The sequence below is a fragment of the Staphylococcus sp. FSL W8-0774 genome (assembly GCF_038006785.1).
GTDB classification, from domain to species: domain Bacteria; phylum Bacillota; class Bacilli; order Staphylococcales; family Staphylococcaceae; genus Staphylococcus; species Staphylococcus pasteuri.
The window spans coordinates 1547251-1573128 of sequence record NZ_JBBOVW010000001.1 but is presented as its reverse complement, the minus strand read 5'-3'; the positions used below and the strand labels follow the sequence as shown (position 1 = coordinate 1573128).

Annotated in this window: 21 protein-coding genes; all 21 read left to right on the top strand. The window is 32.7% G+C overall.

Going from position 1 to position 25878, the window contains the following annotated elements; translation table 11 throughout:
* Positions 1-65: 65 nt before the first annotated feature.
* The 21 genes from topA (at position 66) to rbfA (ending at position 25829) form a co-directional block, all read left to right on the top strand.
* Positions 66-2141, top strand: coding sequence for a type I DNA topoisomerase (gene topA / locus NSQ15_RS07625; RefSeq protein ID WP_340747189.1), 2076 nt, complete (start codon positions 66-68; stop codon positions 2139-2141).
* A 112-nt stretch (positions 2142-2253) separates the two neighbouring features.
* Positions 2254-3561, top strand: a complete 1308-nt coding sequence (gene trmFO, locus NSQ15_RS07620; protein WP_124760185.1) for an FADH(2)-oxidizing methylenetetrahydrofolate--tRNA-(uracil(54)-C(5))-methyltransferase TrmFO — start codon at positions 2254-2256, stop codon at positions 3559-3561.
* 165 nt (positions 3562-3726) lie between these two features.
* Entirely contained in the window at positions 3727-4617 is an 891-nt protein-coding gene (gene xerC / locus NSQ15_RS07615) for a tyrosine recombinase XerC (RefSeq protein ID WP_017638383.1), read from the top strand.
* A gap of 3 nt (positions 4618-4620) precedes the next feature.
* Positions 4621-5163 carry an ATP-dependent protease subunit HslV gene (hslV, locus tag NSQ15_RS07610; protein WP_017638382.1) on the top strand — a complete coding sequence of 181 codons (543 nt, stop codon included), beginning with the start codon at positions 4621-4623 and terminating at the stop codon, positions 5161-5163.
* A gap of 90 nt (positions 5164-5253) precedes the next feature.
* Complete coding sequence (gene hslU, locus NSQ15_RS07605; protein ID WP_217193862.1) at positions 5254-6657, top strand: ATP-dependent protease ATPase subunit HslU; 1404 nt, start codon at positions 5254-5256, stop codon at positions 6655-6657.
* 23 nt (positions 6658-6680) lie between these two features.
* Positions 6681-7454 (top strand): GTP-sensing pleiotropic transcriptional regulator CodY, encoded by a 774-nt coding sequence (gene codY, locus NSQ15_RS07600; protein WP_017638380.1) that lies wholly within the window; start codon positions 6681-6683, stop codon positions 7452-7454.
* A 293-nt stretch (positions 7455-7747) separates the two neighbouring features.
* Positions 7748-8536 carry a 30S ribosomal protein S2 gene (gene rpsB, locus NSQ15_RS07595; protein ID WP_029055444.1) on the top strand — a complete coding sequence of 263 codons (789 nt, stop codon included), beginning with the start codon at positions 7748-7750 and terminating at the stop codon, positions 8534-8536.
* A 151-nt stretch (positions 8537-8687) separates the two neighbouring features.
* Positions 8688-9566 carry a translation elongation factor Ts gene (gene tsf / locus NSQ15_RS07590; protein WP_017638378.1) on the top strand — a complete coding sequence of 293 codons (879 nt, stop codon included), beginning with the start codon at positions 8688-8690 and terminating at the stop codon, positions 9564-9566.
* Positions 9567-9704: 138 nt separating this feature from the next.
* Positions 9705-10427, top strand: a complete 723-nt coding sequence (gene pyrH, locus NSQ15_RS07585; RefSeq protein ID WP_017638377.1) for a UMP kinase — start codon at positions 9705-9707, stop codon at positions 10425-10427.
* Between the two features lie 15 nt (positions 10428-10442).
* Positions 10443-10997: a ribosome recycling factor gene (gene frr / locus NSQ15_RS07580; RefSeq protein WP_017638376.1), complete on the top strand. Its 555-nt coding sequence runs from the start codon at positions 10443-10445 to the stop codon at positions 10995-10997.
* Between the two features lie 230 nt (positions 10998-11227).
* On the top strand, positions 11228-11998 hold the full coding sequence (locus tag NSQ15_RS07575) for an isoprenyl transferase (RefSeq protein WP_046466612.1): 771 nt from the start codon (positions 11228-11230) through the stop codon (positions 11996-11998).
* 6 nt (positions 11999-12004) lie between these two features.
* A complete protein-coding gene (locus tag NSQ15_RS07570) occupies positions 12005-12787 on the top strand; it encodes a phosphatidate cytidylyltransferase (protein WP_017638374.1) in 783 nt (260 codons plus the stop codon).
* 242 nt (positions 12788-13029) lie between these two features.
* Positions 13030-14316: an RIP metalloprotease RseP gene (gene rseP / locus NSQ15_RS07565; protein WP_017638373.1), complete on the top strand. Its 1287-nt coding sequence runs from the start codon at positions 13030-13032 to the stop codon at positions 14314-14316.
* 19 nt (positions 14317-14335) lie between these two features.
* On the top strand, positions 14336-16036 hold the full coding sequence (locus tag NSQ15_RS07560) for a proline--tRNA ligase (protein WP_124760182.1): 1701 nt from the start codon (positions 14336-14338) through the stop codon (positions 16034-16036).
* A gap of 285 nt (positions 16037-16321) precedes the next feature.
* Complete coding sequence (locus NSQ15_RS07555; RefSeq protein ID WP_141738034.1) at positions 16322-20632, top strand: PolC-type DNA polymerase III; 4311 nt, start codon at positions 16322-16324, stop codon at positions 20630-20632.
* Positions 20633-20829: 197 nt separating this feature from the next.
* On the top strand, positions 20830-21297 hold the full coding sequence (gene rimP, locus NSQ15_RS07550; RefSeq protein WP_017638370.1) for a ribosome maturation factor RimP: 468 nt from the start codon (positions 20830-20832) through the stop codon (positions 21295-21297).
* A gap of 20 nt (positions 21298-21317) precedes the next feature.
* Complete coding sequence (gene nusA / locus NSQ15_RS07545; RefSeq protein WP_340747064.1) at positions 21318-22550, top strand: transcription termination factor NusA; 1233 nt, start codon at positions 21318-21320, stop codon at positions 22548-22550.
* 19 nt (positions 22551-22569) lie between these two features.
* Entirely contained in the window at positions 22570-22854 is a 285-nt protein-coding gene (gene rnpM / locus NSQ15_RS07540) for an RNase P modulator RnpM (RefSeq protein ID WP_017638368.1), read from the top strand.
* Positions 22854-23168: a L7Ae/L30e/S12e/Gadd45 family ribosomal protein gene (locus NSQ15_RS07535; RefSeq protein ID WP_017638367.1), complete on the top strand. Its 315-nt coding sequence runs from the start codon at positions 22854-22856 to the stop codon at positions 23166-23168. Before rnpM ends, NSQ15_RS07535 begins: the two co-directional genes overlap by 1 nt.
* Before the next feature lie 4 nt (positions 23169-23172).
* On the top strand, positions 23173-25347 hold the full coding sequence (gene infB / locus NSQ15_RS07530; RefSeq protein ID WP_046466616.1) for a translation initiation factor IF-2: 2175 nt from the start codon (positions 23173-23175) through the stop codon (positions 25345-25347).
* A 131-nt stretch (positions 25348-25478) separates the two neighbouring features.
* Positions 25479-25829, top strand: a complete 351-nt coding sequence (rbfA, locus tag NSQ15_RS07525) for a 30S ribosome-binding factor RbfA (RefSeq protein ID WP_017638365.1) — start codon at positions 25479-25481, stop codon at positions 25827-25829.
* Positions 25830-25878 lie beyond the last annotated feature (49 nt).

Here is a 25878-nt window from a genome sequence, read left to right as displayed (position 1 = left end):
ACATTGACAAAAACAAAATTGACCGTTTATCATTTATCTTTAGTAATTAGATTAGCAAGGGGGAAATCACTTTGGCAGATAATTTAGTCATAGTTGAATCGCCTGCAAAAGCTAAAACCATTGAAAAGTATTTAGGAAAAAGATATAAAGTTATCGCTTCAATGGGACACGTTCGTGATTTACCTAGAAGTCAAATGGGCGTGGACACTGAAGATAATTATGAACCCAAATATATAACAATACGTGGTAAAGGTCCCGTAGTTAAAGAATTAAAGAAACATGCTAAGAAAGCTAAAAAAGTTTTCCTGGCTAGTGACCCTGACCGCGAAGGTGAAGCAATTGCTTGGCATTTATCAAAAATATTAGAATTAGAAGATTCAAAAGAAAACAGAGTAGTATTTAATGAAATAACAAAAGATGCTGTAAAAGATAGTTTCAAACACCCAAGAGGTATTGAGATGGATCTAGTTGATGCGCAACAAGCACGTCGTATACTTGATAGATTAGTTGGTTATAATATTTCTCCTGTATTATGGAAGAAAGTTAAAAAAGGTCTATCTGCAGGACGTGTACAATCTGTAGCATTGAAACTTGTTATTGATAGAGAAAATGAAATTAGAAACTTCAAACCTGAAGAATATTGGACAATAGAAGGAGAATTTAGATATAAAAAATCTAAATTCACAGCTAAATTTCTTCATTATAAAAACAAACCTTATAAACTAAATAAAAAAGATGATGTTGAAAAAATCACTGCTGCATTAGATGGTGACGAATTTGAAATCACTAACGTGAATAAGAAAGAAAAAACACGTAATCCAGCTAATCCATTTACAACATCAACATTACAACAAGAGGCAGCGCGTAAACTCAATTTTAAAGCTCGTAAAACAATGATGGTTGCACAACAGCTTTATGAAGGTATTGATTTAAAGAAACAAGGTACAGTTGGTCTAATAACATATATGCGTACCGATTCAACTCGTATCTCAGACCAAGCAAAGTCTGAAGCTAAAAATTATATAATTGATAAATACGGAAACGAATATGTTTCTAAAAGAAAAGCAACTGGTAAACAAGGGGATCAAGATGCCCATGAAGCTATCAGACCATCAAGTACTTTAAGAACACCTGATGATATGAAACCATTCTTAACTCGTGATCAACATCGTTTATATAAATTGATTTGGGAATGTTTTGTTGCAAGTCAAATGGCTCCAGCAATTTTAGATACTATCGCTTTAGATGTAACACAAAATGACATTAAATTTAGAGCTAATGGTCAAACAATTAAGTTTAAAGGTTTCATGACATTATATGTTGAAACTAAAGATGACCAAGATAGTGAAAAAGAAAATAAATTACCTAAATTAGAACAGGGAGATAAAGTAACTGCCACTCAAATTGAACCTGCACAACACTTTACTCAACCACCACCAAGATTTACAGAGGCTAGACTAGTTAAAACATTAGAAGAATTAAAAATTGGTCGACCATCAACTTATGCACCAACAATTGACACAATTCAAAAACGTAATTACGTCAAATTAGATAGTAAACGATTCATGCCAACTGAATTAGGGGAAATTGTTTATGAACAAGTTAAAGAATACTTCCCTGAAATCATTGACGTTGAATTTACTGTAAATATGGAAACACTTCTTGATAAAATCGCTGAAGGCGACACAAATTGGAGAAAAGTAGTTGGAGATTTTTATAATAGTTTCAAACAGGACGTTGAACGTGCCGAAGAAGAAATGGAAAAAATAGAAATCAAAGACGAACCTGCAGGTGAAGATTGTGAAGTATGTGGCTCTCCGATGGTTATCAAAATGGGTCGCTACGGTAAATTTATGGCTTGCTCTAATTTTCCAGATTGTCGTAATACGAAAGCCATCGTTAAAACAATTGGCGTGAAATGCCCAACTTGTAAAGATGGCGATGTTGTAGAACGTAAATCTAAGAAGAACAGAATTTTCTATGGTTGTTCAAATTATCCAGAATGCGAATTTATTTCATGGGATAAACCAATCGGTAGAGACTGTCCAAAATGTAATCATTACTTAGTTGAAAAGAAAAAAGGCAGAAGCAGCCAAGTAACTTGTTCAAATTGTGATTATAAAGAAGAAGTACAAAAATAGATATCTATATAAAAATAGCTACGCATTACATTGCGAGAGCTATTTTTATAGTTTTATTAATAAAATTACTCGTTAGAATTTTATATAAATGAGAATAGCAGGAGGCAATAACATGACAGAAACAGTCAATGTAGTTGGTGCAGGTTTAGCTGGTTCTGAAGCTGCCTACCAATTAGCAGAAAGAGGAATTAAAGTTAATTTAATAGAAATGCGTCCAGTTAAGCAGACACCTGCACATCACACTGACAAATTTGCTGAACTTGTATGTTCAAACTCGTTAAGAGGTAATGCACTTACAAATGCTGTAGGTGTTTTAAAAGAAGAAATGCGACGCTTGGATTCACTTATTATTCAAGCAGCAGATAAAGCAAGAGTTCCAGCTGGTGGTGCACTTGCAGTAGATAGACATGATTTTGCAGGTTATATTACAGATACACTTAGAAATCATCCTAATGTGACAGTGCTAAATCAAGAAGTGCACAGTATTCCAGAGGGTTATACAATAATAGCTACTGGTCCACTTACAACTGAAAACTTAGCTAAAGAAATCGTAGACATTACTGGTAAAGATCAACTATATTTCTATGATGCTGCAGCACCTATCATTGAAAAAGATAGTATAGATATGGATAAAGTTTATTTAAAATCAAGATATGACAAAGGTGAAGCTGCTTATCTAAATTGTCCTATGACTGAAGAAGAGTTTGATCGTTTTTATAACGCTGTTTTAGAAGCGGAAGTAGCTCCTGTAAATGAATTTGAAAAAGAAAAATACTTTGAAGGTTGTATGCCATTTGAAGTTATGGCAGAACGTGGTCGTAAAACGTTGTTATTTGGACCAATGAAACCTGTTGGATTAGAAGATCCTAAAACAGGAAAAAGACCGTTCGCAGTAGTGCAATTAAGACAAGATGATGCTGCTGGCACACTTTACAATATTGTTGGATTCCAAACACATTTAAAATGGGGAGCACAAAAAGAAGTTATTAAGTTAATTCCTGGTTTAGAAAACGTAGATATCGTTAGATACGGTGTGATGCACAGAAACACATTTATCAACTCTCCAGATGTTTTAAATGAAAAATATGAATTAATTGGACATGACAACATTTACTTTGCTGGTCAAATGACAGGTGTAGAAGGATATGTTGAAAGTGCTGCAAGTGGTTTAGTCTCAGGTATTAACTTGGCACATAAATTATTAAATAAAGGTGAAGTCATTTTCCCAAGAGAAACAATGATTGGTAGTATGGCATATTACATTTCTCATGCCAAGAATGAAAAGAACTTCCAACCGATGAACGCTAATTTTGGATTATTACCATCATTAGAAAAACGTATTAAAGATAAAAAAGAAAGATATGAAACTCAAGCGAATCGTGCTTTAGAATATCTTGAGAATTATAAAAAAACTTTATAATTTTCAAGTACATGAACTAGGTGGCAAATGCTATCTAGTTTTTTGTTGGTTACTGCTTATAAAGATATAGCATTACAATTCTCGAAAGATTTTGAATTGAATATCAAATCACTGTAAGCCCTACCACGAATATGCTACAATTCAATATGATGGAGGCGAAATTTATTGAATGATATTCAAAAAGCGTTTCTCTATATGTTAAAAGTTGAACGGAATTTTTCAGATCATACACTAAAGTCTTATCATGACGATATAGTGCAATTTAATCATTTTTTAGATCAAGAGTGTTTAGATTTAAATGATTTTGAATATAAAGATGCAAGAAATTATTTAAGTTTTTTATATTCGAAAAATTTGAAAAGAACTACAGTTTCACGTAAAATTTCTACGTTACGTACTTTTTATGAATATTGGATGACGCAAGATGAAACGGTCGTTAATCCTTTTGTTCAACTTGTACATCCTAAGAAAGAACAATACCTTCCTCAATTTTTTTATGAAGAAGAGATGGAAGCATTATTTAAAACAGTTGATACTGACAATAAAAAGGGCATGAGAGATAAACTCATACTTGAATTACTATATGCCACGGGAATTCGCGTTTCTGAGTTAGTGAATATAAAAAGAAATGACTTAGATATGAATTTACCTGGTGTCAAAGTATTAGGTAAAGGTAATAAAGAAAGATTTATACCTTTTGGAGAATTTTGTAAACAAAGTATCGAACGGTATTTAGAGGAATTCAAACCTTTAAAAAATGTTGATCATGATTATTTAATCGTTAATATGCAGGGTCAGCCTATTACAGAAAGAGGCGTAAGATATGTACTTAATGATGTGGTCAAACGTACGTCAGGTGTTACAAATATTCATCCGCATAAGTTAAGACACACGTTTGCAACTCATTTACTTAATCAAGGCGCTGATTTAAGAACAGTACAATCTTTATTAGGTCATGTTAATTTATCAACAACTGGTAAATATACGCACGTATCAAATCAACAATTGAGAAAAGTTTATCTCAATGCACACCCTCGAGCAAAAAAAGGAGAATGATTTATGGATAATTCATTACATGCAACAACGATATATGCTGTTAGACATAATGGCGGTGCTGCAATGGCAGGAGATGGACAGGTCACATTAGGCCAACAAGTCATTATGAAACAAACAGCTAGAAAAGTGAGACGTTTATATGATGGTAAAGTGCTTGCAGGCTTTGCAGGTAGTGTTGCTGATGCATTTACACTTTTTGAAAAATTCGAAACTAAATTACAACAATTTAGCGGAAATCTTGAAAGAGCTGCTGTTGAACTTGCGCAAGAATGGCGAGGAGATAAACAACTACGTCAACTTGAGGCAATGCTAATTGTTATGGATAAAGATGCTATTTTAGTTGTAAGTGGTACAGGAGAAGTTATAGCACCTGATGATGATTTAATCGCCATAGGTTCAGGTGGGAATTACGCATTAAGTGCAGGTAGAGCACTTAAGAGACATGCAACTCATATGTCTGCTGAAGAAATGGCATATGAAAGTTTGAAGGTTGCATCTGACATTTGTGTATTCACAAATGATAATATTATAGTTGAAACATTATAAATATATTTAATCATTCGAGCAAATTGATTTGTATATAAATTAAATAACACTAATTTCAAGTAATTTATGATATATGGAGGTAAAGCATTCATGGATACAAATGGTATTAAATTAACACCGAAAGATATTGTATCTCGATTAAATGAATATATTGTCGGGCAAGATGACGCAAAAAGAAAAGTGGCCATTGCCCTACGAAATAGATACAGAAGAAGTTTATTAGATGAAGAATCTAAACAAGAAATTGCACCTAAAAATATTTTAATGATTGGACCAACTGGTGTTGGTAAAACTGAAATAGCTCGTAGAATGGCTAAAATTGTTGGTGCGCCATTTATTAAAGTAGAGGCAACTAAATTTACTGAAGTTGGCTATGTAGGACGAGACGTAGAAAGCATGGTAAGAGACTTAGTAGATGTATCCGTTCGTTTAGTCAAAGATGAAAAGAAAGAATTGGTTAAAGATGAAGCAACTCAAAAAGCCAATGACAAACTAGTTAAATTGTTAGTTCCAAGTATGAAGAAAAAAGCTTCTCAAGGAAACAATCCGTTAGAATCACTTTTTGGTGGTGCTATTCCTAATTTTAATCAGAACAATGAAGAAGAGGAAGAACCACCAACAGAAGAGATTAAAACAAAACGTTCTGAAATCAAGCAACAACTTCAAGAAGGTAAGTTAGAAGAAGAAAAAGTACGTATTAAAGTTGAACAAGATCCTGGTGCATTAGGCATGTTAGGAACGAATCAAAATCAACAAATGCAAGATATGATGAATCAACTTATGCCTAAGAAGAAAGTTGAACGTGAAGTACCAGTTAAAACAGCACGTAAAATATTAGCAGATGATTTTGCTGATGAGTTAATTGATCAAGAAACTGCAAACCAAGAAGCATTAGAATTGGCAGAACAAATGGGAATTATCTTTATTGATGAAATTGATAAAGTGGCAACAAATAACCAAAATAGCGGACAAGATGTTTCAAGACAAGGTGTTCAAAGAGATATCTTACCAATCCTTGAAGGTAGCATGATTCAAACTAAATATGGTACTTTAAATACTGAACACATGCTATTTATTGGTGCTGGTGCATTCCATGTTTCTAAGCCTAGTGATTTAATTCCAGAACTTCAAGGTAGATTCCCAATTAGAGTAGAACTTGATAGTCTATCAGTCGAAGACTTCGTAAGAATTCTTAAAGAACCTAAATTATCACTAGTTAAACAATATGAAGCATTACTTGAAACAGAAGAAGTAACTGTTAATTTCTCTGACGAAGCTATTACTCGATTAGCTGAAATCGCATATCAAGTTAACCAAGATACAGATAATATTGGTGCTCGTAGATTACACACAATATTAGAAAAAATGTTAGAGGATTTATCATTTGAGGCACCAAGCATGCCAAATGCTGTAGTTGATATTACACCGCAATATGTAGACGATAAATTAAAATCAATCTCAACAAATAAAGATTTAAGTGCATTTATTCTATAAATATACAAAGAAGGAGAAAAATTATGAGCTTATTATCTAAAACAAGAGAGTTAAACACTTTATTACAGAAACACAAAGGCATCGCAGTAGATTTTAAGGACGTAGCCCAAACAATTAGTAGCGTTACAGTTACAAATGTATTCATCGTGTCGAGAAGAGGTAAAATTTTAGGATCAAGTTTAAACGAATTACTTAAAAGTGATCGTATCATTCACATGCTTGAAGATAGACACATCCCTGCAGAATACACTGATCAATTAATGGACGTAAAAGAAACACAATCAAATATTGATATTGATAATGTTTTAACTGTATTCCCGCCAGAAAATAGAGAAGTATTTATTAATAGTAAAACAACTATTTTCCCTATACTAGGTGGAGGAGAAAGATTAGGTACCTTAGTTTTAGGAAGAGTACAAGACGATTTCAACGAAAACGATTTAGTTTTAGGTGAATATGCAGCTACTGTTATCGGAATGGAAATTTTACGTGAAAAACACAATGAAGTAGAAAAAGAAGCACGCGATAAAGCTTCAATTACTATGGCGATTAATTCATTATCATATTCTGAAAAAGAAGCTATTGAACACATCTTTGATGAATTAGGTGGTAACGAAGGATTACTAATCGCATCTAAAGTAGCTGATAGAGTTGGTATTACTCGTTCAGTAATTGTTAATGCTTTACGTAAACTTGAAAGTGCTGGTGTTATTGAGTCACGTTCACTAGGTATGAAGGGTACATTTATAAAAGTTAAAAAAGAAAAATTCTTAGACGAATTAGAGCGAAATAAATAATAAATCAATTTAGGTTTGGGTAGTGTACTTTTATACCTGAACCTTTTTTATGTTATCTACTCAGTTGTTTTTTGATTGTGATTTTAACATTAATTAAGAGATTAAAAGTTGCTCAATTACATTCAACTAATCAGTAGAAAGCCATTGCATTAAACATCAAATTATGATATATTTATTTTCGGCTATGAAGCCAATACGCACATAATAAATGTAAATATAGAGGGTGCAATATTTAATTATTGTCTTTATATGAGTTTGTTATGGAGGTAATTAACCAATAGGAGGAATTTATAATGGCAGTTATATCAATGAAACAATTGTTAGAAGCTGGTGTTCACTTCGGCCACCAAACACGTCGTTGGAACCCAAAAATGAAAAAATATATCTTCACTGAAAGAAATGGTATTTATATCATTGACTTACAAAAAACAGTGAAAAAAGTTGAAGAAGCATACAACTTTATTAAACAAGTATCTGAAGATGGCGGTAAAGTCTTATTCGTAGGTACTAAAAAACAAGCACAAGAATCAGTTAAAGCTGAAGCAGAACGTGCTGGACAATTCTACGTTAACCAAAGATGGTTAGGTGGAATCTTAACTAACTACAAAACAATCTCAAAACGAATCAAACGTATTTCTGAAATTGAAAAAATGGAAGAAGACGGATTATTCGAAGTATTACCTAAAAAAGAAGTTGTTGAACTTAAAAAAGAATACGACCGTTTAATTAAATTCTTAGGCGGTATTCGTGATATGAAAACTATGCCTCAAGCATTATTCGTAGTTGATCCTCGTAAAGAGCGCAACGCAATTGCTGAAGCACGTAAATTAAATATTCCAATCGTGGGTATTGTTGACACTAACTGTGACCCAGATGAAATTGATTATGTAATCCCAGCAAACGACGATGCTATCCGTGCCGTTAAATTATTAACTGGTAAAATGGCAGACGCTGTTTTAGAAGGTCAACAAGGTGTATCAAACGAAGAAGTAGCTGCAGAACAAAACATCAATTTAGATGATAAAGAAGAATCTGACAAAGCAGAAACAACTGAAGAAAACACTTCTGTTGAATCAAACTAAGTTATAGTTTAAATGGGTGATAAGATACTAATGCTTATCACCTTTTTTTAAAAAATAAAAATAAAGTATAGAGTATTGGAAATTTTACTAACAATAATGGTAGAATTTAGATATATCTATAATAGAATTATATATACTGGAGGAATAATTAATGGCAATTTCAGCTAAACTTGTAAAAGAATTACGTGAAAAAACTGGCGCTGGTATGATGGACTGTAAAAAAGCGCTAACTGAAACTGATGGTGATATGGATAAAGCGATCGACTACTTACGTGAAAAAGGTATTGCTAAAGCAGCTAAAAAAGCTGATCGTATCGCTGCAGAAGGTCTTGTACATGTTGAAATCAATGGTAACGAAGCAGCTATCGTTGAAATCAACTCAGAAACAGACTTCGTTGCTCGTAACGAAGGTTTCCAAAATTTAGTTAAAGAAATTGCTAACCAAGTTCTTGCTACAAAAGCAGAATCAGTTGATGCATTAATGGAAACTAAATTTGAAGACGGTAAAACTGTTGACGAAAAAATGAAAGAAGCTATTTCTACAATTGGAGAAAAATTAAGTATCCGTCGTTTCTCAGTTAGAACTAAAACTGATAACGATGCTTTTGGTGCTTATTTACACATGGGTGGACGTATCGGTGTATTAACAGTTGTTGAAGGTACTACTGACGAAGAAGCAGCTAAAGATGTTGCTATGCATATCGCTGCAATCAACCCTAAATACGTTTCATCTGATCAAGTAAGCGAAGATGAAATTAGCCATGAAAAAGAAGTACTTAAACAACAAGCATTAAACGAAGGTAAACCAGAAAACATCGTTGAAAAAATGGTTGAAGGTCGTTTACGTAAATATTTACAAGAAATTTGTGCTGTTGACCAAAACTTCGTTAAAAACCCAGACGAAACAGTTGAAGCTTTCTTAAAATCTAAAGGTGGTAAACTTGTTGACTTCGTACGTTATGAAGTAGGCGAAGGTATGGAAAAACGTGAAGAAAACTTCGCAGATGAAGTTAAAGGACAAATGAAATAATTAGTCATATTGTTAACAAGAAAGAAGACACCTGAAAGGTTTTCTCAAAGTGAAGTAGATACTTTGCTTTAGAGAAGACATCCGTGTCTTCTTTACTTATATACTTTTACATATTTCTACTATAGAGAGGATAAGAAAATGGCTCAAACTTCAAAATATAAACGTGTAGTCTTAAAACTTAGTGGTGAAGCACTTGCAGGTGACAAAGGTTTTGGTATAAATCCAATGATCATTAAAAGTGTAGCTAAACAAGTTGCTGAAGTAGCAAAAATGGATTGTGAAATTGCTGTCATCGTTGGTGGCGGTAATATTTGGAGAGGTAAAACAGGAAGCGATTTAGGTATGGATCGCGGTACTGCTGACTATATGGGCATGTTAGCTACAGTTATGAACGCTTTAGCTTTACAAGATAGCCTTGAACAATTAGATTGCGATACTCGAGTATTAACTTCAATCGAAATGAAACAAGTTGCAGAACCATATATTCGTCGTCGTGCTATTCGTCACTTAGAGAAGAAACGTGTTGTTATCTTTGCGGCTGGAATTGGAAATCCTTATTTCTCTACGGATACTACAGCAGCTTTACGTGCAGCTGAAGTCGAAGCTGATGTCATTTTAATGGGTAAAAATAATGTTGATGGCGTATATTCAGCTGACCCTAAAGTAGATAAAAATGCAGTTAAATATGAACATTTAACACATATTCAAATGTTACAAGAAGGATTACAAGTTATGGACTCAACAGCATCATCATTCTGTATGGATAATAATATTCCATTAAATGTGTTCTCAATTATGGAAGAAGGCAACATTAAACGTGCTGTTATGGGCGATAAAATTGGTACATTAATTACAAAATAATACGAGGTGTAAAAAATGAGTGACATTATTAAAGATACTAAATCAAGAATGCAAAAATCAATCGATAGTTTATCTAAAGAATTAGCTAATATTAGTGCAGGAAGAGCCAATTCTAATTTATTAAATGGTGTAAATGTAGATTACTATGGTGCACCAACGCCAGTGCAACAATTAGCAAGTATTAATGTTCCTGAAGCAAGATTACTTGTTATTTCACCATATGATAAATCATCTGTTGCTGATATCGAAAAAGCTATAAACGCTGCTAACCTTGGTGTTAATCCAACTAGTGACGGTGAAGTAATTCGTATTTCTGTACCTGCTTTAACTGAAGAACGTCGTAAAGAATTAGTTAAAGAAGTTAAAAAAATCGGTGAAGACGCAAAAGTTTCTATAAGAAACATCCGTCGTGACGTAAACGACCAAATCAAAAAAGATGAAAAAAATGGTGACATTACTGAAGACGATTTAAGAAGTCAAACAGACGATGTTCAAAAAGCTACTGATAATTCAATTAAAGAAATTGATCAATTAGTAGATGATAAAGAAAAAGACATTATGTCAGTGTAATTAAACTTTAATGCGATAGTTTCATCTTGCCAGATACAATACATCTGGAGATGAAATTGAAAGACAAAATGATGCTATTTTCATTCTAGTCTAAACTGTACCAAGTAAGACTTTGGTACAGTTTTTTTATTTGCTTATTCAATGCTATAAATGAGTATGATAAAATGGTAGATGATTGTTTAAACAACCTATACTATATTACAGAGATGATCAGGCTCGGAGGAAAGACCATGTTTAAAAAGCTTAGAAATAATAACAAGAGTGAAAATAATCAATTTAATGATTTAGATTTACATAATATACCTGAACATGTTGCTATTATTATGGATGGAAATGGGCGTTGGGCTAAAAAACGCAGAATGCCTCGCATAAAAGGACATTATGAAGGTATGCAAACAATCAAGAAAGTCACAAGAGAAGCTAGTGATATCGGTATCAAATATCTTACCTTATACGCTTTCTCCACTGAAAATTGGTCTAGACCTGAAAGTGAAGTAAACTATATTATGAATTTACCAGTTAATTTTCTAAAAACATTTTTACCTGAATTAATTGAAAAGAATGTTAAAGTAGAAACAATTGGTTTTCAAACAGGGTTACCGAAATCAACAATCGAAGCTATTGATCATGCCAAAGAAAAGACAAAAAATAACACAGGATTGAAATTGATTTTTGCAATTAATTACGGTGGTCGTGCTGAAATTGTCCAAAGTATGAAGATGATATTTGATGAACTTCAAGAAAATGGACTTAATAGTAATGATATTAATGAAACGATGATAGATCAGCATTTAATGACCCAAAATTATCCTGATCCAGAATTATTAATTCGAACTTCTGGCGAACAAAGAATAAGTAACTTTTTAATTTGGCAAGTTTCATACAGTGAATTCATTTTTAATGAAAAATTATGGCCAGACTTTGATGGTGAAGAATTGAAAAATTGTTTAAAAATTTACCAATCTCGCCAAAGACGTTTTGGAGGATTGAGTGAGGAGTAAAGTAGTATGAAAGTAAGAACATTGACAGCAATTATTGCTCTATTAATATTCTTGCCCATCCTATTAAAGGGTGGATTAGTACTAATGCTTTTTGCTAATTTATTAGCATTAATTGCATTAAAAGAACTTTTAAATATGAATATGATTAAATTTGTATCAATTCCAGGGATTATTAGTGCTATTGGTTTAATTATCATTATGTTGCCACAAGATGCTGGAAATTGGGTACAAGTCATTCAATTGAAAAGTTTAATTGCTATGAGTTTTATAGTGTTAAGTTATACTGTTTTATCTAAAAATAGATTTAGTTTTATGGATGCGGCATTTTGTTTAATGAGTGTTGCATACGTAGGAATAGGCTTTATGTATTTTTATGAAACACGTTCTGAAGGTTTACATTATATATTATTTGCATTCTTGATTGTTTGGTTAACTGACACTGGTGCTTATTTGTTTGGACGTTTAATGGGAAAACACAAATTATGGCCGGTTATTAGTCCTAATAAAACAATTGAAGGATTTATAGGTGGTATTTTCTGTAGTTTATTAGTACCTCTACTCATGCAATTTTTTGTAGACTTCAACTTAAATGTATGGTTACTATTGCTTGTAACTATTATTTTAAGCATGTTTGGTCAATTAGGTGATTTAGTAGAATCAGGATTTAAAAGACATTTTGGTGTTAAAGATTCAGGAAGAATTTTACCAGGTCATGGTGGTATATTAGATAGATTTGATAGCTTTATGTTTGTATTACCATTATTAAACATTCTTTTAATTCAAATTTAATATCATCAATCATTTTCAAATAAATATAATGTTATAATGGGGGAGTTATTGAAATGTATTATCATTTCTTAACTCCTTTTCATAACTTATACATAACTTTTATGGAAAAATTAGAAATTTTGAAATGCTTATCCAAATTTGTATGCTAAATTTGGTAATCGTAATATAATGTTTTTATTATTGTCTTATTATTAATGGAAGTTATAAATTGAAATATTACTTAAAAAATTGAGGTGTAGCGCGTGAGCTATTTAATTACAATATTAGCGTTCATCATAGTATTTGGTGTACTAGTCACTGTTCATGAATATGGACATATGTTCTTTGCTAAAAGAGCAGGCATTATGTGCCCGGAATTTGCTATTGGTATGGGCCCTAAAATATTTAGTTTTAGAAAAGATGAAACGTTATATACGATACGAATTTTACCTGTAGGTGGGTACGTTCGTATGGCAGGAGATGGACTTGAAGAACCACCTGTCGAACCTGGTATGAACGTTAAAATTAAATTAAATGAACAAGATGAAATTACACATATCATCTTAGATGATCAACACAAATTTCAACAAATTGAAGCAATTGAAGTAAAACAATGTGATTTTAAAGATAATTTATTTATTGAAGGAATTACTTCATATGATGAAGAACGTCATCACTTTAATATTGCTAAGAAAGCATATTTTGTTGAAAATGGTAGTTTAATTCAAATTGCCCCAAGAGATCGTCAATTCACACATAAAAAACCTTTACCTAAATTTTTAACATTATTTGCAGGACCATTATTCAATTTTATTTTAGCAATCGTGTTATTTATTGGTTTAGCTTATTATCAGGGTACACCTACAACAACAGTAGGAGATTTGGCAAAAGGTTTACCAGCTGAAAAAGCAGGTCTAAAAGCTGGAGATAAAATTGTACAAGTCGGCAATCATAAGGTTAAAGACTACAATGATATTAAAAAGGTTTTAGATAAAAATAAATCTGCTAAAACAACTATTAAAGTTGATCGAGATGGCAAGACTAAATCAATTGATTTAGAACCTAAGAAAAGAGAAATCAAACAAACTAAAAATAAATCTGAAACCGTTTATCAAATTGGTTTTATACCAGAGAAAGAACACACCGTATTTAAACCTTTAGTTATGGGTGTTGAACAATTCTTCAAAGCAGGCACTTTAATATTTACAGCTGTTGTCGGAATGATAGCTAGTATTTTCACAGGCGGATTTTCATTTGATATGTTAAATGGTCCTGTTGGTATATACCATAATGTGGATTCAGTGGTGAAATCAGGTATCATTAATTTAATTACTTATACAGCACTATTAAGTGTTAACTTAGGGATTATGAATTTATTACCAATACCTGCATTAGATGGCGGACGTATTTTATTTGTTTTCTACGAAGCAATATTTAGAAAACCTATAAACAAAAAAGCAGAAACGACTATTATTGCAGTCGGTGCTATTTTCGTAATTATTATTATGATCTTAGTTACTTGGAATGACATACAACGATATTTCTTATAAATAGGGAGGCAAAGTTACTATGAAACAATCTAAAGTTTTTATACCAACAATGAGAGAAGTACCTGCAGAAGCAGAAGCTTTAAGTCATAGATTACTATTAAAAGCAGGTTTAATTAAACAAAGTACGAGTGGAATTTATAGTTATCTACCACTAGCAACTCGTGTACTTAATAACATTTCTAAGATTATTCGTGAAGAAATGGAAAGCGTTGATGCAGTAGAAATTTTAATGCCAGCGCTACAACAAGCTGAATTATGGGAAGAATCAGGTCGTTGGGGTGCCTATGGTCCTGAATTAATGCGTTTAAAAGACCGTAATGGACGCGAATTTGCATTAGGACCTACACATGAAGAAGTCGTAACATCACTTGTAAGAGATGAATTAAAATCATATAAGCGATTACCGATAACATTATTCCAAATTCAATCTAAATTTAGAGACGAAAAACGTCCTCGTTTTGGCTTACTACGTGGAAGAGAATTTATTATGAAAGATGCATATTCTTTCCATGCTGATGAAGCTTCATTAGATGAAACATATCAAGACATGTATAACGCATATGATCGCATCTTTAAACGTGTAGGTATCAATGCGCGTCCAGTTGTAGCAGATTCTGGTGCTATTGGTGGTAGTCATACTCACGAATTTATGGCATTAAGTGAAATTGGTGAAGATACTATTGTTTATAGTAACGAGACAGACTATGCTGCGAATATTGAGAAAGCTGAAGTCGTATATCATGCCAATCCTAAAGAATCAAGCGGTAAAGCTATGGAAAAAATAGCTACACCAGGTGTTAAAACATCTCAAGAATTAGCAGACTTTTTAAACAGACCGTTAGATGAGATTGTTAAAACAATGATTTTCAAAGTAGATGGCGAATTTATAATGGTCTTGGTTAGAGGGCATCATGAATTAAATGACGTAAAATTAAAAGCTTATTTTGGTACTGATAATATTGAAATGGCTACGCAAGATGAAATTGTCAATTTATTGGGAGCTAATCCTGGTTCACTAGGTCCAGTTCACGATAAAGATATAAAAATTTACGCAGATTATTTTGTGAAAGATTTATCTGATTTAGTTGTGGGTGCAAATGAAGATGGATATCACTTCGATAATGTACAATTAGACCGTGATTTTAAAGTAGATGAATTTGGAGACTTTAGATTCATTCTCGAAGGAGAAACATTAGCTGATGGTTCTGCTGCACAATTTGCTGAAGGTATTGAAGTAGGACAAGTATTCAAACTTGGTACTAAATATTCTGAAGCAATGAACGCAACGTTCTTAGATAATCAAGGAAAAGCTCAGCCACTTATTATGGGATGTTACGGAATTGGTGTATCAAGAACGTTAAGTGCAATCGTTGAACAACATAATGATGATAATGGAATTATTTGGCCTAAATCAGTAACACCATTTGATTTACATTTAATCACTATTAATCCTAAAAAAGATGACCAACGCGAACTTGGAGACCAATTGTATAATCAATTAATGAAGCAATATGATGTATTATATGACGATAGACAAGAGCGTGCCGGCGTTAAATTTAATGATTCAGATTTAATTGGATTACCTATTCGAGTTGTTGTGGGTAAACTTGCTTCAGAAGGAATTGTTGAAGTAAAACAACGTTCAACAGGAGAAAGTGAAGAAATTCATATTGATCAATTAGAAGATTACATTAAAGATTTATATTTAACATTAAACTAAATTACGATTAATAAATATTGTATAAGAAATATTTACATTATTTAGTATTCGAGCATTGAGTAGGAGTGTGATAACGAATTCAAATTGAGTTCTTATCCACTCCTTTATTTTCTTTTAAAATTTCAAAATGTAATCAATGAAATATAAGTCATTTAAGCGTATAATATAATATAAATTTGCTTTGAACTTCATAGCATAAATCAGTATAATTTGTAGCATTGATATCATATTAATCATGGGAATTTTCGAGAGAATTATATATTTAAGGTGGTTTTCGTATTGGCAATGACAAATCAGGAAAAATTTAAAGTACTTGCTGATCAAATTAAAATTTCTAATCAGTTAGATTCAGAAATCATAGAGCAAGGCGAGTTAACAAGAATTGATGTCTCAAGTAAAAACAGAACATGGGAATTTCATATTACATTGCCGCATTTTTTATCACATGAAGACTACTTACTCTTTAATCATGCAATAGTAGAAGAGTTTAAAGAAATAGCTACTGTAAAATGCTATTTCACAGTAAAAAATACTGATAATCAAGATGAACATGCTATCAAATATTTTGGGCATTGTATTGACCAAACAGCATTGTCACCTAAAGTTAAAGGTCAGTTAAAACAAAAACGTTTGATTATGTCAGGTAACATTTTAAAAGTAATGGTATCAAATGATATCGAGCGTAATCACTTTGATAAAGCATGTAATGGTAGTTTAATAGCAGCATTTAAAAATTGCGGATTTGATATTGATAAAATTGTGTTTGAAACAGATAATACCAATCATGATGATGACTTAGCGTCACTAGAAGCACATATTCAAGAAGAAGATGAACAAAGTGCACGAGAAGCTACTGAAAAATTAGAAAAAATGAAAGCAGAAAAAGCTAAACAACAAGATAATAATGAAAGTGATGTAGATAAGTGTCAAATTGGTAAACCAATTCAAGTTGAAAATCTACGTTCTATAGAGTCTATTATTGAAGAAGAATTTAAAGTAGCTGTAGAAGGTGTTATTTTTGATATCAACTTAAAAGAATTAAAAAGTGGACGCCACATTGTAGAATTAAAAGTAACAGATTATACCGATTCATTAGTGTTAAAAATGTTTACACGTAAAAATAAAAATGATTTAGATCATTTCAAAGCATTAAGTGTAGGTAAATGGGTACGTGCACAAGGTCGTATCGAAGAAGATACATTTGTCAGAGACCTAGTTATGATGATGTCTGACATAGAAGAAATTAAAAAATCTCCTAAAAAAGATAAAGCTGCAGAAAAAAGAGTTGAATTCCATTTACATACATCAATGAGTCAAATGGATGGTATTCCTAATATTGGCGGATATGTTGACCAAGCGGCTCAATGGGGACATAAAGCTATAGCTGTTACTGACCATAATGTTGTTCAAGCATTTCCAGATGCCCATGCAGCAGCTGAGAAAAATGGTATTAAGATGATATACGGTATGGAAGGTATGTTAGTAGACGATGGCGTTCCAATTGCATATAAACCTACTGATCGAGATTTAAAAGATGCTACTTATGTAGTATTCGACGTTGAGACTACAGGTTTATCAAACCAATACGATAAGATTATTGAATTAGCTGCCGTTAAAGTAAAAGACGGAGAAATCATTGATAAATTTGAGAGATTCAGTAACCCACATGAAAAACTATCCGAGACAATCATTAACTTGACACATATTACTGATGACATGTTAACCGATGCTCCAGAAATTGAAGAAGTACTTACAGAATTTAAAGAATGGGTTGGCGACGCTATATTTGTAGCTCACAATGCTTCTTTCGATATGGGATTCATTGACACGGGTTATGAACGATTAGGCTTTGGACCATCAACTAACGGAGTTATTGATACGTTAGAATTATCTCGTACAATCAATACAGAATACGGAAAACACGGTTTGAATTTCCTTGCCAAAAAATATGGCGTGGATTTAACACAACATCACAGAGCCATTTATGATACCGAAGCAACTGCTTATATTTTTATTAAAATGGTGCAACAAATGAAAGAATTAGGTGTAACCAACCATATTGATATAAATAAAAAGTTAACTAATGAAGATGCTTATAAAAGGGCAAGACCTTCACACGTCACTTTAATCGTACAAAATCAACAAGGATTGAAAAATCTATTTAAAATAGTAAGTGAATCGCTAGTTACTTATTATTACAGAACACCTAGAATCCCTAGATCGTTATTAAATGAATATAGAGAAGGTATACTTGTTGGAACTGCATGCGATGAAGGTGAGTTATTCACTGCAGTAATGCAACGTGATCAATCTGAAGTTGAAAAAATAGCTAAATATTATGACTTTATAGAAGTACAACCTCCCGCATTGTATCAAGATTTAATCGATCGAGAACTTATCAGAGATACTGAAACATTACATGAAATCTATAATCGATTAATAGAAGCGGGTAAAAGTGCGAATATCCCAGTTATCGCAACAGGCAATGCACATTATTTATATGAACATGATGCTATTGCACGTAAAATACTTATTGCTTCACAACCAGGTAATCCGTTAAATCGTTCGACATTACCAGAAGCACATTTTAGAACAACTGATGAAATGTTAGATGAGCTACACTTTTTAGGCGAAGAGAAAGCATATGAACTCGTAGTAACTAATACTAATGCTTTAGCCGACCGAATTGAACGTGTAGTTCCGATTAAAGACAAACTATATACACCGAGAATGGATGGAGCTAATGAGGAAATTCGAGAATTAAGTTATAGTAATGCTAAAAAGTTATACGGCGAAGACCTACCTCAAATAGTTATTGATCGTTTAGAGAAAGAATTAGATAGTATTATAGGTAATGGTTTCTCAGTTATTTATCTAATTTCACAACGTTTAGTTAAAAAATCATTAAATGATGGTTATTTGGTTGGTTCACGTGGATCAGTTGGATCAAGTTTTGTGGCAACGATGACAGAGATTACTGAGGTTAATCCATTGCCACCTCATTACATTTGTACGCACTGTAAAACGAGTGAGTTCTTTGATGACGGTTCTGTTGGTTCAGGATTTGATTTACCTGATAAGAAATGTTCACAATGTGGTAATGATTTAATTAAAGAAGGACAAGATATCCCGTTCGAAACATTCTTAGGATTTAAAGGGGATAAAGTACCCGATATTGACTTGAACTTTAGTGGTGAATACCAACCCAATGCACATAACTATACAAAAGTATTGTTTGGTGAAGATAAAGTTTTCCGTGCAGGTACTATCGGTACAGTTGCTGAAAAAACAGCATTCGGTTTCGTTAAAGGTTATTTAAATGATCAAGGTATTCACAAACGTGGCGCAGAAGTTGACCGTTTAGTTAAAGGTTGTACAGGCGTTAAGAGAACTACAGGTCAACACCCTGGTGGTATTATCGTTGTTCCAGATTATATGGATATTTATGATTTTACACCAATACAATATCCAGCCGATGATCAGAGTTCAGCTTGGATGACAACACACTTCGATTTCCATTCAATTCATGATAATGTATTGAAACTCGATATACTTGGACACGATGATCCTACAATGATACGTATGTTACAAGATTTATCTGGCATTGATCCTCATACGATACCTGTTGATGATAAAGAGACGATGAAAATTTTTAGTAGTCCTGAAAGTTTAGGCGTTACTGAAGAAGAAATTTTATGTAAAACAGGTACGTTTGGCGTCCCTGAATTCGGTACTGGATTCGTAAGACAAATGCTCGAAGATACTAAGCCAACTACTTTCTCTGAGTTAGTTCAAATTTCAGGATTATCTCATGGTACAGACGTTTGGTTAGGTAATGCACAAGAATTAATCCGTGCAGGCATTTGTGATCTATCATCAGTAATTGGTTGTCGTGATGATATTATGGTGTATCTAATGTATGCAGGGTTAGAGCCTTCTATGGCCTTCAAAACGATGGAGTTTGTGCGTAAAGGTCGTGGTTTGACTGATGAAATGGTTGAAGCTATGAAAGAAAATGATGTCCCAGATTGGTATTTAGATTCATGTCGTAAGATTAAATACATGTTCCCTAAAGCCCATGCAGCTGCCTATGTATTAATGGCAGTTCGTATTGCGTATTTCAAAGTGCATCATCCACTATATTATTATGCATCATACTTTACTGTTAGAGCATCTGATTTTGATTTAATTACAATGATTAAAGATAAAGAAAGTATTAAAAATACAGTTAAAGATATGTACTCAAGATATATGGATTTAGGCAAAAAAGAAAAAGACGTGTTAACTGTTCTTGAAATTATGAATGAAATGGCACATCGTGGTTACCGCATGCAGCCTATCAGTCTTGAAAAAAGTCAAGCATTCGATTTCATAATTGAAGATGACAGTTTAATTCCACCATTTATTGCTGTTCCAGGACTAGGGGAAAACGTTGCTAAGAGAATTGTTGAAGCGCGAGAAGAAGGACCATTTTTATCAAAAGAAGACTTAAATAAAAAAGCAGGTCTATCACAAAAGGTAATTGAATACTTAGATGATTTAGGTTCATTACCAGGCTTACCTGATAAAGCACAATTATCAATTTTCGATATGTAAATTAAAAATAAGAGTTAATTTTAGTAATCAATTTATAGAATAACTATTTCATTTTAATGAACAACCATAGTGATTATGCTGTGATTTGTTTACAAGTGAAACTTATGATATACTTATCTTGCTTAAAAAATTAGTAACTCAGGCAAAAGAGTGGGCATATACCCGCTCTTTTCTATTTGCCTAAAAGGGAGGCCTGTATGAGTAAAATAGCTGAACAAGTAGAACCTATTATTCAACCCGTATTAGATGACCTTAACTTTGAACTAGTTGAAATTGAGTATGTTAAAGAAGGTAAAGATCATTTTTTAAGAATTTCTATAGATAAAGATGGTGGCGTTGATTTAAATGATTGTACGTTAGCATCTGAAAAAATCAGCGAAGCAATGGATGAAAACGATCCTATACCTGAAATGTATTACCTTGATGTTGCTTCTCCAGGTGCTGAAAGACCTATTAAAAATGAAAAAGCACTTAAAGATGCAATTACACATCCTATCTTTGTATCACTTTATGCACCTATTGAAAAAGAAAAAGAATGGTTAGGTATTTTAAAAGATGTCAAAGAGGATATTATACTAATAGAAGTTAAAGAAAAATCTAAAACTAAAACGATAGAAATACCACGCAATAAAATTGCAAAAGCACGTCACGCAGTAATGCTTTAACGTGGTGAGGAGGAAAAATCGTGTCAAGTAATGAATTATTATTAGCTATTGAATATTTAGAAAAGGAAAAGAAAATTCCTAGAGAAGTTTTAATTGATGCAATTGAAGCAGCTTTAATTACAGCATATAAGAAAAACTATGATAGTGCTAGAAACGTGAGAGTAGAGTTAAACATGGATGAAGGTACTTTCAAAGTTATAGCAAGAAAAGAAGTTGTTGAAGAAGTATTCGATGACAGAGAAGAAGTGGATATTAGTACAGCATTAGTTAAAAATCCAGCATATGAAATTGGTGACATTTACGAAGAAGACGTAACACCTCAAGATTTCGGACGCGTAGGTGCTCAAGCTGCAAAACAGGCTGTTATGCAACGCTTAAGAGATGCTGAAAGAGAAATTCTTTATGATGAATTTATCGACAAAGAAGAAGACATTTTAACAGGTGTTATTGATCGTGTTGATCATAGATATGTATACGTAAATTTAGGCCGTATTGAAGCAGTATTATCTGAGGCTGAAAGAAGTCCTAATGAAAGTTACATTCCAAACGAACGAATCAAAGTATTTGTTAATAAAGTTGAACAGACAACTAAAGGACCTCAAATTTATGTTTCAAGAAGCCATCCAGGTTTACTAAAACGTTTATTTGAACAAGAAGTACCTGAAATCTTTGACGGTACAGTTATTGTTAAATCTGTTGCACGTGAAGCTGGCGATCGCTCTAAAATCAGTGTTTATTCTGAAAATCCTGATATCGATGCAGTTGGTGCATGTGTAGGTTCTAAAGGTGCACGTGTAGAAGCGGTTGTTGAAGAACTAGGTGGAGAAAAAATTGATATCGTTCAATGGAATGAAGACCCTAAAGTATTTGTAAGAAATGCATTAAGTCCATCACAAGTATTAGAAGTCATTGTTGATGAAGAAAATCAATCAACAGTTGTTGTCGTTCCAGATTATCAATTGTCATTAGCTATTGGTAAACGTGGTCAAAATGCACGTTTAGCTGCTAAACTGACTGGATGGAAAATTGATATCAAATCTGAAAGCGATGCACGTGAAGCGGGTATTTATCCTGTTATTGAAACTGAACCTATTGCGGACGAAGTAGTCAATACAGGTGACGAAGATGTTGAATTTGATGATGTGAATTTAGAAGAATCTAATTTAACAACTGCAGAATTAGCTGCTGAGACAGATGAAGAATTAGAAGAAACAGATGACGTTTCTGTTGAAGATAAAGATACAGAAAAATAGGTTGGAGTGATGATGTAACATGAAAAAGAAAAAAATTCCAATGCGTAAATGTATCATATCGAATGAAATGCATCCTAAAAAAGATATGATTAGAGTTGTGATCAATAAAGAAGGCGAAATTTTTGCTGACGCTACTGGTAAGAAACAAGGACGAGGTGCTTATGTTTCTAAAGATGTACAATTAGTAGAAAATGCACAACAAAAAGAAGTTTTAGAAAAATATTTTAAAGCTTCAAAAGAACAATTAGAACCTGTTTATAAAGAGGTTATTCGTTTAATTTATAGAGAAGAGATTCCAAAATAATGAATGAGAAGATATTTAATTTTTTAGGGCTTGCAATGAGAGCGGGCAAAGTGAAAACGGGTGAATCAGTTATTGTCAATGATATGCAAAAAGGCAATATTAAATTAGTTATATTAGCTAATGATGCTTCTCCTAACACTATGAAATTAATACAAAATAAAACTTCGAGTTATAAAGTGCCATTAAGGGTATTTGGAACTAGAGAAGAGTTAGGGATAGCTATTGGTAAAGGTGAGAGGGTAAACGTAGGTTTAACTGATCAAGGTTTTGCCAAAAAATTGCTATCTATGATAGATGAATATCGTGAGGAGTGATTATATGAGTAAACAAAGAATTTACGAATATGCGAAAGAATTAAATCTAAAGAGTAAAGAGATTATAGATGAATTAAAGAGTATGAACGTTGAAGTGTCAAATCACATGCAAGCTTTAGAAGACGACCAAATTAAAGCTTTAGACAAAAAGTTCAAGCCAGAACAAAGCAAAGAAAACACTAAAAATACTCAAAATAATCACAAAAAATCTGAAAACAAACAACAAAACAATCAGAAACAAAATAATAATAAATCAAATAATCAAAGTGGTCAGAATAAAAACAACAAAGGTAAACAACAAAACAACCAAAATAATCAAAATAACAACAATAATAAGAAAAATAATAAGAATAACAAAAATAATAAAAACAATAAAAAGAACAACCAAAAACAAAACAACCAACAACAAGCAGAACCTAAAGAAATGCCATCAAAAATTACGTACCAAGAAGGTATTACAGTTGGCGAATTAGCTGATAAGTTAAATGTTGAATCTTCAGGTATTGTTAAAAAATTATTCTTATTAGGTATTGTTGCAAATATTAATCAATCATTAGATCAAGAGACATTAGAGTTAATTGCAGATGACTATGGTGTTGAAATCGAAGAAGAAGTTGTTATTGAAGAAGAAGACTTATCAATTTATTTCGATGATGAATCAGAAGATCCAGATGCAATTGAGCGTCCAGCAGTAGTGACAATCATGGGACACGTTGACCACGGTAAAACAACATTACTAGACTCAATTCGTCACACTAAAGTAACAGCAGGTGAAGCTGGCGGTATCACTCAACATATTGGTGCTTATCAAATTGAAAATGAAGGTAAAAAAATCACTTTCCTTGATACACCAGGACACGCAGCTTTCACTACTATGCGTGCACGTGGTGCTCAAGTGACAGATATTACAATTTTAGTAGTAGCTGCTGATGATGGTGTTATGCCTCAAACTATTGAAGCAATTAACCATGCGAAAGAAGCCAATGTTCCAACAATTGTAGCAGTTAATAAAATTGACAAACCAACATCAAATCCAGACCGTGTTATGCAAGAATTAACAGAATATGGTTTAATTCCTGAAGACTGGGGTGGCGATACTATCTTTGTACCACTTTCAGCTTTAAGCGGTGATGGTATCGATAATTTATTAGAAATGATTGGTTTAGTAGCAGAAGTACAAGAATTAAAAGCTAACCCAGAAAAACAAGCTGTAGGTACAGTAATTGAAGCAGAATTAGATAAATCACGTGGTCCAGCTGCATCACTATTAGTACAAAACGGTACATTACACCAAGGTGATTCTATCGTAGTTGGTAATACGTATGGACGTATTCGTGCTATGGTAAATGATTTAGGACAACGTATTAAAACTGCTGGTCCATCAACTCCAGTTGAAATTACTGGTATTAACGATGTACCTCAAGCAGGCGATCGCTTTGTAGTATTTAAAGACGAAAAACAAGCTCGTCGTATTGGTGAAGCACGTCATGAAGAAAGTGTTATCCAACAACGTCAAGAAAGTAAAAATGTTACTTTAGATAACTTGTTTGAACAAATGAAACAAGGTGAAATGAAAGACTTAAACGTGATTATTAAAGGTGACGTTCAAGGTTCTGTTGAAGCATTAGCTGCATCATTAATGAAAATTGATGTTGAAGGTGTAAACGTACGTATCATTCACACTGCTGTAGGTGCGATTAATGAATCAGACGTAACATTAGCCAATGCATCAAATGGTATTATCATCGGATTTAACGTTCGTCCTGATTCAGGAGCAAAACGTGCTGCTGAAGCTGATAATGTAGATATGCGTTTACATCGCGTTATCTATAACGTTATCGAAGAAATTGAATCAGCAATGAAAGGTTTACTTGATCCTGAATTTGAAGAACAAGTGATTGGACAAGCAGAAGTACGTCAAACATTTAAAGTATCTAAAGTTGGTACAATTGCAGGTAGTTATGTTACTGACGGTAAGATTACACGTAATGCAGGTGTACGTGTTATCCGTGATGGTATCGTACAATTTGAAGGTGAATTAGATACACTAAAACGTTTTAAAGACGATGCTAAAGAAGTTGCTCAAGGTTATGAATGTGGTATTACAATTGAAAAATACAATGACCTAAAAGAAGGCGACATTATTGAAGCGTTTGAAATGGTTGAAATTAAAAGATAATTTATACTAATGATTTATTCGAGGTTGAGACTGGCGACACTTTTTGAAACAACGTTAAGTTTCTGAAAAGAAAATTGCCTTGATCTCACCTCTTATTTTAACTAAAGAAAAATTTAGAAAGGGTGACAAAGATGAGCAATATGAGAGCAGAACGTGTTGGCGAACAAATGAAAAAAGAAATCATGGATATCGTTAACAATAAAGTGAAAGACCCACGTGTTGGTTTTATCACAATTACTGATGTTGAATTAACAAATGATTTATCTCAAGGAAAAGTTTATTTAACAGTTTTAGGCGATAAAAAAGAAGTCGACAACACATTTAAAGCATTAGAAAAAGCTAAAGGCTTTATCAAATCTGAGCTTGGATCACGTATGAGATTACGTATCATTCCAGAATTATCATTTGAATATGATGAATCCATTGAATACGGAAATAAAATCGAACGAATGATTCAAGATTTACACAAACAAGATAAATAAATATAGTATGACAACACTTAGCCTGGGAAACTTTTTTCTCAGGCTAAAT

Bases quoted from the DNA above. Each gene is read 5' to 3' on its own strand.
- NSQ15_RS07575 (WP_046466612.1), top strand. From the start codon at position 11,228: ATGTTTAAAAAGCTTAGAAATAATAACAAGAGTGAAAATAATCAATTT.
- NSQ15_RS07560 (WP_124760182.1), top strand. From the start codon at position 14,336: ATGAAACAATCTAAAGTTTTTATACCAACAATGAGAGAAGTACCTGCA.
- rnpM (WP_017638368.1), top strand. From the start codon at position 22,570: ATGAAAAAGAAAAAAATTCCAATGCGTAAATGTATCATATCGAATGAA.
- pyrH (WP_017638377.1), top strand. From the start codon at position 9,705: ATGGCTCAAACTTCAAAATATAAACGTGTAGTCTTAAAACTTAGTGGT.
- hslU (WP_217193862.1), top strand. From the start codon at position 5,254: ATGGATACAAATGGTATTAAATTAACACCGAAAGATATTGTATCTCGA.
- rimP (WP_017638370.1), top strand. From the start codon at position 20,830: ATGAGTAAAATAGCTGAACAAGTAGAACCTATTATTCAACCCGTATTA.
- NSQ15_RS07570 (WP_017638374.1), top strand. From the start codon at position 12,005: ATGAAAGTAAGAACATTGACAGCAATTATTGCTCTATTAATATTCTTG.
- rpsB (WP_029055444.1), top strand. From the start codon at position 7,748: ATGGCAGTTATATCAATGAAACAATTGTTAGAAGCTGGTGTTCACTTC.
- infB (WP_046466616.1), top strand. From the start codon at position 23,173: ATGAGTAAACAAAGAATTTACGAATATGCGAAAGAATTAAATCTAAAG.
- hslV (WP_017638382.1), top strand. From the start codon at position 4,621: ATGGATAATTCATTACATGCAACAACGATATATGCTGTTAGACATAAT.
- trmFO (WP_124760185.1), top strand. From the start codon at position 2,254: ATGACAGAAACAGTCAATGTAGTTGGTGCAGGTTTAGCTGGTTCTGAA.
- rbfA (WP_017638365.1), top strand. From the start codon at position 25,479: ATGAGCAATATGAGAGCAGAACGTGTTGGCGAACAAATGAAAAAAGAA.
- codY (WP_017638380.1), top strand. From the start codon at position 6,681: ATGAGCTTATTATCTAAAACAAGAGAGTTAAACACTTTATTACAGAAA.
- tsf (WP_017638378.1), top strand. From the start codon at position 8,688: ATGGCAATTTCAGCTAAACTTGTAAAAGAATTACGTGAAAAAACTGGC.
- NSQ15_RS07555 (WP_141738034.1), top strand. From the start codon at position 16,322: ATGACAAATCAGGAAAAATTTAAAGTACTTGCTGATCAAATTAAAATT.
- NSQ15_RS07535 (WP_017638367.1), top strand. From the start codon at position 22,854: ATGAATGAGAAGATATTTAATTTTTTAGGGCTTGCAATGAGAGCGGGC.
- frr (WP_017638376.1), top strand. From the start codon at position 10,443: ATGAGTGACATTATTAAAGATACTAAATCAAGAATGCAAAAATCAATC.